This window comes from Nocardia amamiensis, assembly GCF_015477605.1.
In the GTDB taxonomy this organism is placed as follows: Bacteria; Actinomycetota; Actinomycetes; order Mycobacteriales; family Mycobacteriaceae; genus Nocardia; species Nocardia amamiensis_A.
In genome coordinates this window covers 47934-60838 of record NZ_JADLQX010000038.1, presented here as the reverse complement: position 1 = coordinate 60838, position 12905 = coordinate 47934, and the positions used below count along the sequence as shown (strand labels likewise).

At 67.6% G+C, this 12905-nt stretch carries 13 protein-coding genes; 7 read left to right on the top strand and 6 right to left on the bottom strand.

The annotated features are described in order from the left end of the window. Positions 1-186, bottom strand: a 186-nt coding sequence (locus tag IU459_RS38875; RefSeq protein ID WP_228838829.1) for a hypothetical protein, incomplete at its 3' end; no start/stop codon positions are given. Here IU459_RS38875 and IU459_RS32315 point away from each other — a divergent pair. From IU459_RS32315 to IU459_RS32305, 3 genes are all read left to right on the top strand, one after another. Next, positions 174-608 carry a hypothetical protein gene (locus tag IU459_RS32315; RefSeq protein ID WP_195133378.1) on the top strand — a complete coding sequence of 145 codons (435 nt, stop codon included), beginning with the start codon at positions 174-176 and terminating at the stop codon, positions 606-608. The two genes, IU459_RS38875 and IU459_RS32315, sit on opposite strands and share 13 nt — an antisense overlap. Before the next feature lie 27 nt (positions 609-635). Beyond that, positions 636-2396, top strand: coding sequence for a M4 family metallopeptidase (locus IU459_RS32310; RefSeq protein ID WP_195133377.1), 1761 nt, complete (start codon positions 636-638; stop codon positions 2394-2396). Positions 2397-2542: 146 nt separating this feature from the next. Continuing rightward, positions 2543-3496: a DNA polymerase domain-containing protein gene (locus tag IU459_RS32305; protein WP_195133376.1), complete on the top strand. Its 954-nt coding sequence runs from the start codon at positions 2543-2545 to the stop codon at positions 3494-3496. 29 nt (positions 3497-3525) lie between these two features. Here the strand turns inward: IU459_RS32305 and IU459_RS32300 are convergent, their stop codons facing one another. The 4 genes from IU459_RS32300 to IU459_RS32285 are packed head-to-tail and all read right to left on the bottom strand — an operon-like array spanning position 3526 to position 6790. Further along, complete coding sequence (locus tag IU459_RS32300; RefSeq protein ID WP_195133375.1) at positions 3526-3873, bottom strand: VOC family protein; 348 nt, start codon at positions 3871-3873, stop codon at positions 3526-3528. A gap of 30 nt (positions 3874-3903) precedes the next feature. Further along, on the bottom strand, positions 3904-4851 hold the full coding sequence (locus IU459_RS32295) for an alpha/beta hydrolase (protein WP_195133374.1): 948 nt from the start codon (positions 4849-4851) through the stop codon (positions 3904-3906). Between the two features lie 19 nt (positions 4852-4870). Then, positions 4871-5629, bottom strand: a complete 759-nt coding sequence (locus tag IU459_RS32290; protein WP_195133373.1) for a glucose 1-dehydrogenase — start codon at positions 5627-5629, stop codon at positions 4871-4873. A gap of 33 nt (positions 5630-5662) precedes the next feature. Then, positions 5663-6790, bottom strand: coding sequence for an LLM class flavin-dependent oxidoreductase (locus IU459_RS32285; protein ID WP_195133372.1), 1128 nt, complete (start codon positions 6788-6790; stop codon positions 5663-5665). 219 nt (positions 6791-7009) lie between these two features. On the opposite strand from IU459_RS32285, the gene IU459_RS32280 reads away from it, so the two are divergent. The 4 genes from IU459_RS32280 to IU459_RS32265 are packed head-to-tail and all read left to right on the top strand — an operon-like array spanning position 7010 to position 11102. Then, positions 7010-7765 carry a glucose 1-dehydrogenase gene (locus tag IU459_RS32280; RefSeq protein WP_195133371.1) on the top strand — a complete coding sequence of 252 codons (756 nt, stop codon included), beginning with the start codon at positions 7010-7012 and terminating at the stop codon, positions 7763-7765. Between the two features lie 13 nt (positions 7766-7778). Further along, entirely contained in the window at positions 7779-9494 is a 1716-nt protein-coding gene (gene kstD, locus IU459_RS32275; protein WP_195133370.1) for a 3-oxosteroid 1-dehydrogenase, read from the top strand. Further along, complete coding sequence (locus tag IU459_RS32270; protein WP_195133369.1) at positions 9494-10225, top strand: glucose 1-dehydrogenase; 732 nt, start codon at positions 9494-9496, stop codon at positions 10223-10225. Before kstD ends, IU459_RS32270 begins: the two co-directional genes overlap by 1 nt. A gap of 58 nt (positions 10226-10283) precedes the next feature. Then, positions 10284-11102 (top strand): SDR family NAD(P)-dependent oxidoreductase, encoded by an 819-nt coding sequence (locus IU459_RS32265; protein ID WP_195133368.1) that lies wholly within the window; start codon positions 10284-10286, stop codon positions 11100-11102. A 226-nt stretch (positions 11103-11328) separates the two neighbouring features. On the opposite strand, the gene IU459_RS32260 is transcribed toward IU459_RS32265, so the two are convergent. Further along, a complete protein-coding gene (locus IU459_RS32260; RefSeq protein ID WP_195133367.1) occupies positions 11329-12900 on the bottom strand; it encodes a FadD3 family acyl-CoA ligase in 1572 nt (523 codons plus the stop codon). Between the last annotated feature and the right edge of the window lie 5 nt (positions 12901-12905).

Sequence of the window (12905 nt, the reverse complement as noted above, 5' to 3'; positions counted from 1 at the left end):
CGACTGTGCCGCAGCCACCGCCGACTGTGCCGCAGCCACCGCCGACTGTGCCGCAGCCACCGCCGACTGTGCCGCAGCCACCGCCGACTGTGCCGCAGCCACCGCCGACTGTGCCGCAGCCACCGCCTTGGGACTGGCCAAACCCCGCGCCGAACCCAGATTGAGGAACTCCGATGACCGACACACCAGGGGATCGTTACAACGTCAACGTGGGCGGCGGCGTTTCCGGGCAGTTCACCGTCGGCTCGGACAACACGGTGAGCCGCATCGAAGCCGGACGAGACGTCACGCAGGTGACTGCGGCCGACATCGCCGAGCTGCGAAGCGAATTCGCCCGACTGCGTACCCAACTGCCCGGTGACACCGCCGTCAAGGATCAGGCCCGCGAACGCCTCGATGAGCTGGAGGAGGCGGTCACCGCACCGGAGCCGGATCTGTCGACCATGGACTACGTCCGCAATTGGTTCATGAGGAACGTCCCGGAGCTCGCGGGCGCTGTGACGGGATTGATCGTGCACCCGATCGTGGGGCAGCTGGTCGCAATGGTCGGCGGCAGCCTCGCCGCTGAATACCAGCGCCGCTTCGGGTCCGGCGCCACTTCCCGATGAGAATAACGGACAGAAAGAGTACTGAGAATGTCAGCATTGGAATCTCTGCACTACCACGTCGCCGACGATCCGGTAACCGGGCCGGACGTCTCCGCGCGTTCCAGGGAGTCGTTCCCTGCCGGTGCCGACGCGCCTGAATTCGACGCGCCTGCATTGCCTTTCACGAGCAACGAGGCGGCCGCGCGGTTTTATCTCGACGAAATCCTTCGTCGCGACAGCCGCCCGGCGCTGGAGTCACTCGTCGAACCCGACCGTGCCGAGCGGGTTCCGAGCTTGATTCTGGAGAGCGAACAAGATCTGCGGAGGCTGGGAACCCGGCAAGTGCGTTTCGCGCAGACCGCCCGGAGCATCCCCGTCTTCGGAGCCGGTGCTGTGGTGGAACTCAACGAGTCCCGGGAGCTGGTGAGCGTGAACGCCCGGCTCGACGAGGTTTCCGGTGTGGACCCGGTCGAGTCGCTCAGCCGTTCCGAGGCATTGGAGCGGCTGGCGCAGTACACCGGCGTGGACATTCCCGCTGAGGCAGGCGTGAGCGGCAGGCTCAACTTCTACAAGGACGAGGACGCGGGATCATGGCACCTGGCATGGTTCTTTCCCGGCATTCCTGCAGAACCTCCGCCGTCGGCGGAAAGCACGGACATCGAACCCGGGGCCACCGAGGGCCACGGATTGGGGCGTCGGCCGATCCCACCGAGCTTCGATTACCTCATCGACGCACACGACGGCGAAATCCTGTACTGCTACAGTGCCGTCCCGACGGCACTTCCGCGCCCGACCCGGTGCAAGGGAACCGACGAGGACGGGGTGAAGCAGACTTTCCTCGGAAAACTGGCCTCTCCCGCTGGAACGGCCTGTCAGCTGGATGACCCGCTGCGCGCGGTGCGGACCTACGATCTCGAGTTCGCGGATCTCGACAGCAATCCACCCGTGCCCAATCTGCCGGTGCAGGCGGACAGCAGCGACTTCGGTACGGCACACCGTGCCGCTGTCTCGGCCCATCTCAACGCTTCTCGTGTTCAAGACTTCTACAAGGTCGTTCTGCAACGAGACGGCATCGATGACCGAGGGATGGATCTCGTGTCGTTGGTCAACGCCACCGCATCGAGCATGGAGGAGCCGCCCGGCCTGCTCAATGCCTTCTGGTGGAAGGACAAGATGTGGTACGGACAGATACCGCGGAATGGCCGGCTGGTCAGCCTTTCCCGCCATCTCGACATCATCGGCCACGAACTCACGCATGGCGTGATCGCGTCGACGTCGAATCTGGTGTACGCGACGCAGTCCGGTGCCTTGAACGAGTCGTTCGCCGACATCGCCGGCATCATCATCAACAACTGGTATAACGCGCCGGACCCGGAAGACGTGGGAACGTGGAACTGGGAACTCGGTGCCGGTCTGCGCGACGACGGGCGCCCACTGCGCGACTTCGCGGACCCGGCACGCACCGGACATCCCAGCCACATGGACCAATTCCGCGCGCTCGGCCCTGGTGTGCGTCCCGGTCCCACCAACGACAACGGATGGGTGCACCGCAACAGCAACATCCACAACAAGGCAGTACACAACCTGCTCACCATGTCGAAGAACGGCGAGCGGGTGTTCAGCGTGCGGGACGTCGCAGTGCTGACCTATCTGGCAATGGCCCGCCTGACCCCGCGTGCGACGTTTGCCGAAGCGCTGCAGTCCATCGTGGATGTCGCCCAAACCTACTTCGGTGGTGACTCCGACAAGAAAGACAGAATCGATGCGATTCGAGAGGCATACCGCCTGGTAGGGATCGCCCCTGTGTGAAAGACCATGCCTTGCGCGGTAGCCCGGAACGCACACACCGGCTGCGGGTGCGGCCCGATCCGACGTCGTACCGGGCCGCCACGACGGGAGCGACTCGAGTGGCGTGCCCGGTTGACCCCGGTGCACCGGGCGGGCATGGTAGGCCGATGGGCAGCGAAGAGGTCCGCCACGGGGTGTCTTTGACCAACCTCGATCAGCCGCTGTTCGATGGGGCTGAGGCGACCAAGCGCGACTTGCTGGACTATCTCGAGGCGGTCGGGGAGCGTCTTGTGCGGGTATTGCGGGACCGGCCATTGTCGGTGGTGCGGGTCCGGCCGGGGCAGGACCCGTTCATGCAGAAGAACTTGCCGAAGTACACCCCGGAGTGGGTTCGGCGGGTGACAGTGTGGGCCGAGAGTTCGCGTCGTGAGATCTCCTACGCGCTGTGCGACGACGTGCGGACGCTGCTGTGGTTCGGCAACCAGCGGGCCGTGGAGTACCACCCGACGCTCATACCCGCCGACCACGCTGTCGGGCCGACGCATCTGGTGCTCGACCTCGACCCGTCACCCGGGCAGACCTTCCGGCACGCGGCGGAGGCGGCGAAGCTGATTCGCGGCGCGCTGGCGAACGAAGGCCTGGCGGGCGCGGTGAAGACCAGCGGCGCCAAGGGCGTGCACGTGTTCGTTCCGATCGAGTCGGGCACCTCGGTCGAGGACGCCGCCGCGGCCACTCGCGCGATCGCGGCCCGAGCCGAGCGCATCGATCCCGGCCTCGCCACCACCGCGTTCATCAGAGACGATCGTGAGGGCAAGGTGTTCCTCGACTCGACCCGCGCCGGCGGTGCGACAGTTGTCGCGGCATACAGTCCCCGCATACGTCCCGGTGCCTCGGTGTCGTTCCCGCTGGCATGGTCGGACCTCGATGATGTGGTGCCCGCGGATTTCACCGTCCACACAGCACCGGACCTCCTGGCGGATACGGACCCGTGGGCCGCGGCCATGCCCGCCCCGCAACGGCTTCCGGCGGATCTGGTCGCGGAGGGCCACACCATTCCGGTGGCCCGGGTCCAGGCGATGCACGAAGGCAAACGGCGCGCCCGCGCCCGCCGCGCGACCTGACACCTATCGCCGGGCCGACCCCAAGGGGCTCAGACCTCGATGGGTTCGTAGATGGCGATATGCCATCGGGAACCGGGGGTAGGCCGCAGGACCGCGCGGCCTTCATGCGGTCCGGTGATCGGTGGTCCCACCTCGAAACCCTTGGCGCGCAGACCCTTCAGGGTTTGATCCAGGTCGTCGACCTTGATCGCGAGGAACGGGGTGTCGTCGTCGCGGTCGGTGCCCGCGAGCATGACGCGCACGCCGCCGGCGTCGAACTGGGCCCAGCGGTCGCCGTCGACGACGGTCGGTTCGGCGCCGAAGACGGCGGACAACAGCGCCACGGTCGTAGCTAGATCGTCGGTGGGGTAGGCGGCGCCGATCCGCTGGATTGTCATTGTGCTCCATAACGTTTCGTAATGACGGGTTCAGGGACGGCGCTCGGCGTATGCGGCGCGTACTACCGAGAAGGCGGCGGCGTTGGCTTGCGCCGCCTCGGGCAGATTGCCTGCCATGCTCATGAAGCCGTGGAACATACCTTTGTAGCGGTGGATTTCGACAGCGACACCGGCTTGCGTCAGGCGCTGCCCGTAGCTTTCGCCCTCGTCGCGCAACGGGTCGAATTCGGCGGTCACGATGTGTGCGGGCGGCAGTCCGGACAAGTCGGCGCACAGTGGGTTCGCGTACGGGTCGGTGCCGTCGTGCGAGTCCAGGTATTGGCTCCAGTACCACCGCAAATGCGCGGCGGTAGTGAAGTATCCCTCGGCATTCTCGCGGTAGGAGTCGGTGGCGCAGGCTGGGTCGAGCATGGGATAAAGCAGCAGTTGCCGGGCGATCCGTGGCCCGCCGCGATCGCGTGCCATCAGCGCCATGACCGTGGCGAGGTTGCCGCCCGCGCTGTCCCCGGCCACGACGACACAGGCCGGGTCGCCGCCGAGCGATTCGGCGTGGTCGGCGACCCAGCGCAGCGCCGCGTACGCGTCCTCGGCCGCCGCGGGGAACCGGTGTTCGGGAGCTTGCCGGTAGTCCACCGACACGACGATCGCATCCGTCCCGTTGGCCATGACCCGGCAGAACTGGTCGTGGCTGTCGAGGCTGCAGATCACGAATCCACCGCCGTGGCAGAAGATCACGATTGGAGCCGGGGTGGCAGCGGACGCGGGGCGGTAGATCCGAACCCGGACCTCGGGTGCGCCATGCGGTCCGGGAATCCACCGCTCCCGCACATCCGCGACGGGAATCGGGTCGACGGCCGGAGCGGGACGGTCCGCGAGCAGCCGCCGCGCCTCGGTGGCATCGAGCACTTCGGTGCCCAGTCCGGGAAACGCGGCACTGGCGGCATCGACGATTACTTTTGCCTGGGGTGTCAGCGGCATCGCGTCGTGCTCCCTTCGGCTACTGGTGGGTGTCCGGCGGCAGGAACTTGCCCGCGGCCAGGCCGCCGTCGATCGCCACCTCGGCGCCGGTGATGTAGGCCGAGGCGTCCGAGGCCAGGAACGCGACCAGTTCGGCGACCTCTTCCGGTACGCCGGTGCGCTGCAGCGGCAGAGTCGGGAAACTGCCCGGACCGGTGGTCAGGTACGGGACCATCGGTGTCGCGATAGGGCCCGGATGGACCGAATTGACGCGGATTCCAGCAGGCCCCAGTTCGAGCGCCGCCGTTTTGGTCAGACCGCGCAGCCCCCATTTCGAGGAGCCGTAGGCAGCGTGACCCATGAGCCCTTCCAGGCCCGCCTGCGAGGAGATGTTGACGATCGAGCCACCGCCTGCCCGCGTCATCGGCCCGGCCACCGCCTGGATGCCGCGGAACGGGCCGACCAGGTTCACGCGCAGGATCCGCTCGAGTTCCTCGGGCGAGGTCTCGGTGAGCGGCCGGGCAGTGTAGATCGCGGCGTTGTTGACCAGGACGTCCAGCGTGCCGAAGGCCGAGACCGCCGCCGCGACGGCGGCCTCCCAGTCTTCGCCGCTGCTGACGTCGTGCCGGACGAATCGTGCTGCGTCGCCGAGCGATGCGGCCAGCTCCTGTCCTTCGGCGGTCAGCACGTCGGTGATCACCACGCGCGCGCCGCGCTCGACGAACAACCGCGCTTCGGCGGCGCCCTGTCCGCGGGCGGCGCCGGTGATCAGGGCGACCTTTCCATTCAGGTCAACCATGATGAACTCCTTGATGTTTCGGTGGTCGCCGGGTCAGCTGTTGCGGAAGTGGGGGATGACCTTCTCGCCCCAGTGCCGGATGGTCTCCAGGCAGGCGTCCTGCGGCACGGTGCCCATCTGGATGAGGCAGAGGATCTCGTCGGCGCCCGCGGCTTGCAGACGCTCGACGTAGGCGATGGCGTCCTCGGGGCTGCCGTAGGCATGGTCGGCATTGAAGACCGAGGTGGCACCGGCTTTCACGGGGATCTTGGCCTCGTGCAGGTAAGCCACGTGGTCTTCGGCGGCCTGCTTGATCGCGGCGACCTCGTCCACGTTCGGATCGACGGCCTCGTCGGGGGCCGGGCCCGCACCGTAATAGTGCTTGATGGACTGGGCGAAGAAACGCTGCCCGCGGGCGCCGATCTGCTGGGCCTTCTCTCGATCGTCGAGGACGATGGTGGGGCACAGTGCCGCGAAGTGATCGTTCACGACGCTCGACACGAAACGCTCACCGGTTCGGGCGGCTATCGCCTCGTCATAGGTGCGGCGCAGTTCCGCGATCTCCTCCACACCGGCGAAACCAAGGACCAGAGCGCCGATTCCGTAGTCGGCGGCCATCTTCAGCGTGTCCTTCTTGGTGCAGGCCATGAACAGCGGCGGATGCGGCAACTGCACCGGCCGCGGCAGCAGCGAATGCGGCGAGACCTGCAGCAGTTCACCGTGGTACTCGAATTCGGCTTCCGGGTCCTGCCACGCCTTGCCGATCATCCGCAGCGACTCCTCGACCTCCTGGTAGGTGCGTTCGGGGTCGACACCGCACATGGAGGTCTCGACCGGGGTCGCGCCGCGGCCCGCGCCGAGATTCAGCCGCCCACCGGACAGCACGTCCAGCATCGCGGCGCGTTCGGCCGCCCGCACCGGGTGGTTGAAGTTGAACGGCATGCACACCACGCCGTGCCCGATGCGGATCCGCTCGGTCTTGGCGGCCACCCAGGTCAGGAAGACCTCCGGGGCGCTCATGTGCGCATACCACTTCAGGCCGTGGTGCTCGACCGCCCAGACGGTGTCGAATCCCATCTGGTCGGCGAGCACCGCCTGCTCGACGCAGTCGCGCAGCACCTGGTGCTCGTGCTCGCGTGACGGGTTGGCCAGCTGGGCCTCGAAGATCATCGAGAACTTCATCCGGTCTCCTTCTCGGGCGCCCGGTCCGGGGCGGGTCCGGTTTCGTCGGGGTGGCTCGTCCCGGCGTGGGACGGGCGGAAGCTGTATGCCTAATCGAAATATGACCACTGGAACCACCAACGTCAGGAGCCCGTCCCGCTGGCCGGGACCGTCCGGTGCCGGGCGCCGATGGCGGTCCTAGCGTCGGTGCCGAGCGACGGTCAGAGAGGACGGGAATCGGTGGGACAACTCGACGGCAAGGTGGCGCTGGTCACCGGCGGAGCATGCGGGATGGGCGCCGCGCATGTGCGGCAGTTCGTCGCCGAGGGCGCGCGAGTGGTGTTCGGCGACGTGCTCGATCACGAGGGGATGGCGCTGGCCGCCGAGCTGGGTGCGGCCGCGCGATACGTGCACCACGACGTGACCAGTGAAGCCGATTGGTCCGCCGCGGTGTCCGCGGCGGTCACCCAGTACGGGCGGCTCGACGCGGTCGTGAACAACGCGGGCATCCTGCGATTCGTTCCGATCGCCGAGATGGGCCTGGCCGACTTCACCGCGATCATGAATGTGAACGTCACCGGCACCTGGCTCGGCATCAAGACCGCCGCGCCCGTGCTCGCCGAGACCGGAGGCGGATCGGTGGTCAACGTTTCCTCCGTGGAAGGCTTCGTCGGCGCCGCCGGTCTGTCCGCGTACAGCGCGAGCAAGTTCGCGATTCGCGGCATCACGAAGTCGGCTGCCCGCGAGCTGGGGCACTTGGGCATCCGGGTCAATTCGCTGCATCCTGGCGGCATCGCCACGCCCATGACCGCGGGGGTGTCCGGCGCGTCCGGTGTCGACGGCGACGAGTTCTTCGCGAGTCTGCCGATTCCGCGCTGGGGGCAGCCCGCGGAGGTCTCTCATGTGGCGGTGTTCCTGGCGTCGGACGCCGCCAGCTACTGCACCGGAGGCGAATTCGTCGTCGACGGGGGCATGCTCACCGGTTGCGGCTACTGACGGAAGCGATGCGATGACTCAGGAATTCGAATTCGACGTGGTGGTCGTCGGTTCCGGCGCCGCGGGCATGACCGCTGCCCTGACGGCCGCCTATCGCGGGCTGTCGGTGACGGTGATCGAGAAGAGCCGATCCTTCGGCGGTTCCACCGCACGGTCGGGCGGTGGTATCTGGATCCCCAACAATCCGGTGCTGCAGCGCGAAGGCGTGCCCGACAGTCCGGAACTGGCCCGCACCTATATCGAAGCGGTGGTCGGCGAGCGGGTTCCGGAGGCCAAACAGCGGGCGTTCCTCGATCGCGGTCCGGAGATGATGCGCTACCTCGGCGCCCGCAGCAAGTATTGGGAATTCCGCTACGACCGCGGCTATTCCGACTATCACCCGGAGTTTCCCGGCGGTCTTTCCCAAGGGCGCAGCATCGAGCCCGCGCCGCTCGACGGACGGCTGCTGGGAGCCGATCTGCACAAGATCAACCAGCCGACCATGTCCGGGCCGAAAGGAATCGCCTTCACCGTCAGCGACTTCCATGATCTGAACATGATCGCCCGCACCTGGGCGGGAAAGCGGACCGCCATCAAGGTCGGTGTGCAGGCGGTAGGTAACAAGCTGCGGGGGCGGCTGCCCCTCAGCCTGGGCAAGGCGCTCGTGGCTCGGCTGTGGTTGTCGCTGCGCGACGCCGGGGTGCCGGTATGGCTGAATACGCCGCTGACCGAAGTGATCACGGAGGGGAACGCGGTGGTCGGCGTGCGCGCCGAGCGCGACGGGACTCCGGTGGTGATCAGGGCCCGCCGCGGCGTCGTGCTGGCGGCCGGCGGCTTCGAGCACAACCTGGAGATGCGCGAGCAGTACCTGAGCGGGCCACAGTCCACGGAGTGGACGGTGGGCGCCACCGAGAATGTCGGAGAGGGCATCGTCGCGGGCCAGAAGGCCGGTGCGGCCGTCGATCTCATGGATGACGCCTGGTGGGGGCCGTCCGTGCGCAACCCCGACGGGCCGCCGTTCTTCTGCTTGGCCGAGCGTTCCCAGCCCGGCGGGATCATGGTGAACCACGCCGGTGAGCGGTTCGTCAACGAGTCCGCTCCGTATGTGAACGTGGTGCACACGATGTACGAGCAGGAAGCGACCGGCATCGGCCACATTCCGTCGTATTTCATCATGGATCAGCGCTTCCGGGATCGGTACCTGTTCTTGGGGAACTTCCCCAGACGGCCCCTCCCGCAGAAGTACTTCGATGCCGGGATCATCGAGCAGGCCGACACCCTCGCCGAACTCGCGGCGAAGATCGGCGTCTCGCCCGCGACGCTGACCGCGACGGTGCAGCGGTTCAACCGCTTCGCTCGTGCCGGTCGCGACGAGGACTTCCGGCGCGGCGAGTCCGCGTACGACCGCTACTACGGCGACCCGACCGTGCGGCCGAATCCGTGTCTCGCCCCGATCGAGCGCGGTCCGTTCTACGCGGTCGAGATGGTGCCGGGCGATCTGGGCACCAAGGGCGGCCTGGTCACCGACGAGCACGCCCGCGTCCTCGACACCGAGGGCCGCCCGATCACCGGCCTGTACGCGGCGGGCAACAACTCGGCCTCCGTGATGGGCAACGACTACGCCGGTGCGGGCGCGACCATCGGACCGGCCATGGTGTTCGGCTACATCGCGGCCGATCACATCGCCAGCGAGCCCGGCGTGACCGCGAAAACGCTAGCGAGCCCGGTGGACGGCGAAGGAACGCGCTGATGGGACGGGTCGACGGTAAGAACGTCATCGTGACGGGCGGCGCCCGCGGCATGGGCGCTGCGTTCACTCGCCGGCTGGTCGCGGAGGGCGCCACGGTCGTGGTCACGGATGTTCTGGTGGACGAAGGCGTCGCGCTGGCTTCCGAGCTGGGCGACGCCGCGACCTTCGTCCCGCTCGACGTCACCGACGAGGCGGCATGGAACGACGTGGTCGCATACACCGAGAAGGTGTTCGGGCCGGTCTCGGGTTTGGTCAACAACGCGGGCATCGTGCATGTCGACCCGATCGAGAAGCTGTCGGAAGCCGACTTCCGCAAGGTGATCGACGTCAACCAGGTCGGGGTGTTCCTCGGTATGAAAACGGTACTGGGGTCGATGCGCCGGGCCGGAGGCGGCTCCATCGTCAACATCTCCTCGATCGGCGGACTCATCGCCTTCTCCGACATCCTCGGCTACACCGCGTCGAAGTGGGCGGTGCGCGGCATGACCAAGACCGCGGCGCAGGAGTTCGCCGCCGACGACATCCGGGTCAACTCGGTGCATCCCGGGGTGGTCGCCACCGAGATGACCGCCGATTCGGCACGCTCCCAAGGCATGTCGGCTAGTCAGCTCATTCGCAGGCCCGGCCGCCCGGCGGAACTGGCGAATCTGGTGCTGTTCCTGATCAGCGACGAGTCGAGCTTCAGCACCGGCTCGGAATTCGTGGCCGACGGCGGCTACACGTCCCTGTGACAAAGGTCCGGCAGGGCAACCCGGCGGGCCGACCGCCATGTGAGACAAGGAATCAACCGTGCAGAACTTCGAGGGCAGGACCGCGGTGATCACCGGCGCCGGCGCCGGTATCGGCCGGGCATTGGCGGTGGAGCTGGCCCGCCGCGGCGCAAGGCTGGCGCTGTCCGGCCGCGCCATGGACAACGTCGCGGAGACCGCGGCGTTGTGCGAGAAGGAGGGCGCGCGAGCCCGCGCCTACCAGCTCGACGTGACCGATCGGGACGCGGTCTATCGCCACGCCGACGAGGTGGCGGGCGACTTCGGCGGGGTGAACCTGGTCGTCAACAATGCCGGCGTCTCGCTCACCGCGAACGTCGAGGAACTCAGCTGGGCGGACTTCGAATGGATCGTCGGCATCAACTTCTGGGGCGTCGCATACGGCACCAAGGCGTTCCTGCCGCACGTCATCGCCTCCGGTGACGGGCACATCGCGAACGTGTCGAGCATGTTCGGCTTGGCCGCCTGCCCCAGTCAGGGCGCCTACAGCGCGACCAAATTCGCCATCCGGGCTTTCACCGACGCGCTGCGGCAGGAGATGACCATCGCCGGGCACGCGGTGGGCGTCAGCAGCGTGCACCCCGGCATGATCAAGACCGAGATCGCCTGGAAGGCGCGTGCGGGCGGGGATCGCGATCGTGACGCGCTGGCCGCCAACTTCGACCGCTTGGCCAAGACCACGCCCGAGCACGCCGCCCGGGTCATCGTGAACGGCATCCGCAAGAACAAGGCGAAGATCTTGGTCGGTCGGGACGCGCACGTGATCGATTGGCTGCCACGGCTTTTCGGTGCCGGATATCAGAAGATTCTCACTGCTCAGATGAAGAACGAAGTCGCCTAGCACGGCTGTCGGCGCCAGTGCCCGGCAACGTCACCACCACGGGGTACTTCGGGCACGTCCCAAACCCTTGATCACGAACTCCAGCTGGAGACCCGGCTCAGCGCATTCGCGAAGGGCCGGGTTTCCGGTTTCCACGCGAACTACCGTGGTTCGGATTCGACGATGCCGGTCGGTGTTCACCGAGCGATGCGGCCCGCAGCGGCTCTCGGAGAGGTGGCACAGGTGCTCAGGATCGGCCACGCAAAATGCGTTTGAGAACCTTTCCATTGGCGTTGCGGGGTAAGGCCGCCACGAACTCGACGCGACGCGGGATCTTGTATCCGGCCATGCGGGGACGGGCCCATGCGATGATCTCCGCCGCGTCGATGTCGGCGGGGCCGCTGCGGACTACGAAGGCGCAGCCCACCTCACCGAGCCGGGAATCGGGGACGCCCACCACCGCCGCTTCGCGAACAGCGGGGTGGTCGAGCAGGATTCGCTCGATCTCGGCCGGGTAGGCGTTGAAGCCGCCGACGATGAACATGTCCGCGAGGCGATCGGTGATGCGCAGGTAGCCGTCGGCGTCCAGGGCGCCGATGTCACCGGTGTGCAGCCAGCCGCCGGAATCGATGGCGGCCGCCGTCGCGCCGGGATCATCGAGGTAGCCGTGCATCACGGTGGGACCACGAACGACGATCTCACCGGACGCACCGGCCGGCACGGGACGACCGGCCGCGTCAACGATGCGAACCTGCACACCCGGCAGCGCCTGTCCGACCGTGCCCGCGATGCGGTCGACGGGCGCGTCGGGCGGGCACACCGTGACGACGCCGTTCGATTCGGTCAGTCCGTATGCGGTGAACACCTTTTCGGCACCGAGGTCACAACGGATCCGCTCCACCAACCCGGTCGGCACGCTCGAACCACCGGTGCCCACCAGACGCAGCGAACTCAGATCGTGGGCTTCCCGCCGATCATGGTCGAGCAAGTCGTGGAAGAGCGTCGGCGGCCCGGTCAGCACGGTGGCCCGCTCGCGCTCGACGAGGCGAAGCACCTGCTCCGGATCGAATCGGTCCACCGGCACCATGGTGGCCCCGCGCAGCAGGCACGCGATGACCCCCGCCTTGTAGCCGAAGGTGTGGGAGAACGGGTTGACCAGCAGGTACCTGTCGTCGCCGGAGAGGGTGACCGCATCAGCCCAGCGCGTGAACGTCTCGATCGTCTGCCGGTGGGTGGCCGGCACGCCCTTCGGGACACCCGTGGTGCCGGAGGTGAACACGATGTCGGAGACCGTGCCGGGGTCTACGGACGCGCTCCGCGACGCGGCCTCCGCAACGGGTACTCCGATGCCGACAGCGAGAAACCCAGACCATGAGGAGTCCTCGTCGAGGAGCACCGTGGTTCGCAGCTCCGGCAGCGCGTGTCCCGATTCCCGCAGCATGCGCGGGTAGTCGGTGCCGAGGAACTCGCGCACGGTGAACAGCAGGCGACACCGGCTGCGAGCGAGGATTTCGGCCGCCTCGGGACCGCGTAGCCGTGTGCCGATCGGGACGAGCGTCGCCCCCGCACCGAGCACGCCGAGCGCGGCGATCACCCATCGTGCGCCGTTGGGTGCCCAGATCGCCACGCGGTCCGCCGGCCGCACTCCCAGCCACATCATCGCCCGCGTGACGCGCTGTGCTTCCGCGGCCAGCTCGGCGTAGGTGAGCTGCTCCTCGGGCGTCACCACCGCAACGCGCGCACCGTGCCGCCGTGCCCGGTCGGCCACCACCGCGGGAATCGTCGCGAGCTCGCTGGTGGCCTCGCGCCGTCGATCCATGCCGC

What these genes read in the sequence shown, in the direction of transcription:
- IU459_RS32315 (WP_195133378.1), top strand. Translation starts at nt 174, where the DNA reads ATGACCGACACACCAGGGGATCGTTACAACGTCAACGTGGGCGGCGGC.
- IU459_RS32310 (WP_195133377.1), top strand. Translation starts at nt 636, where the DNA reads ATGTCAGCATTGGAATCTCTGCACTACCACGTCGCCGACGATCCGGTA.
- IU459_RS32305 (WP_195133376.1), top strand. Translation starts at nt 2,543, where the DNA reads ATGGGCAGCGAAGAGGTCCGCCACGGGGTGTCTTTGACCAACCTCGAT.
- IU459_RS32300 (WP_195133375.1), bottom strand. Translation starts at nt 3,873, where the DNA reads ATGACAATCCAGCGGATCGGCGCCGCCTACCCCACCGACGATCTAGCT.
- IU459_RS32295 (WP_195133374.1), bottom strand. Translation starts at nt 4,851, where the DNA reads ATGCCGCTGACACCCCAGGCAAAAGTAATCGTCGATGCCGCCAGTGCC.
- IU459_RS32290 (WP_195133373.1), bottom strand. Translation starts at nt 5,629, where the DNA reads ATGGTTGACCTGAATGGAAAGGTCGCCCTGATCACCGGCGCCGCCCGC.
- IU459_RS32285 (WP_195133372.1), bottom strand. Translation starts at nt 6,790, where the DNA reads ATGAAGTTCTCGATGATCTTCGAGGCCCAGCTGGCCAACCCGTCACGC.
- kstD (WP_195133370.1), top strand. Translation starts at nt 7,779, where the DNA reads ATGACTCAGGAATTCGAATTCGACGTGGTGGTCGTCGGTTCCGGCGCC.
- IU459_RS32270 (WP_195133369.1), top strand. Translation starts at nt 9,494, where the DNA reads ATGGGACGGGTCGACGGTAAGAACGTCATCGTGACGGGCGGCGCCCGC.
- IU459_RS32260 (WP_195133367.1), bottom strand. Translation starts at nt 12,900, where the DNA reads ATGGATCGACGGCGCGAGGCCACCAGCGAGCTCGCGACGATTCCCGCG.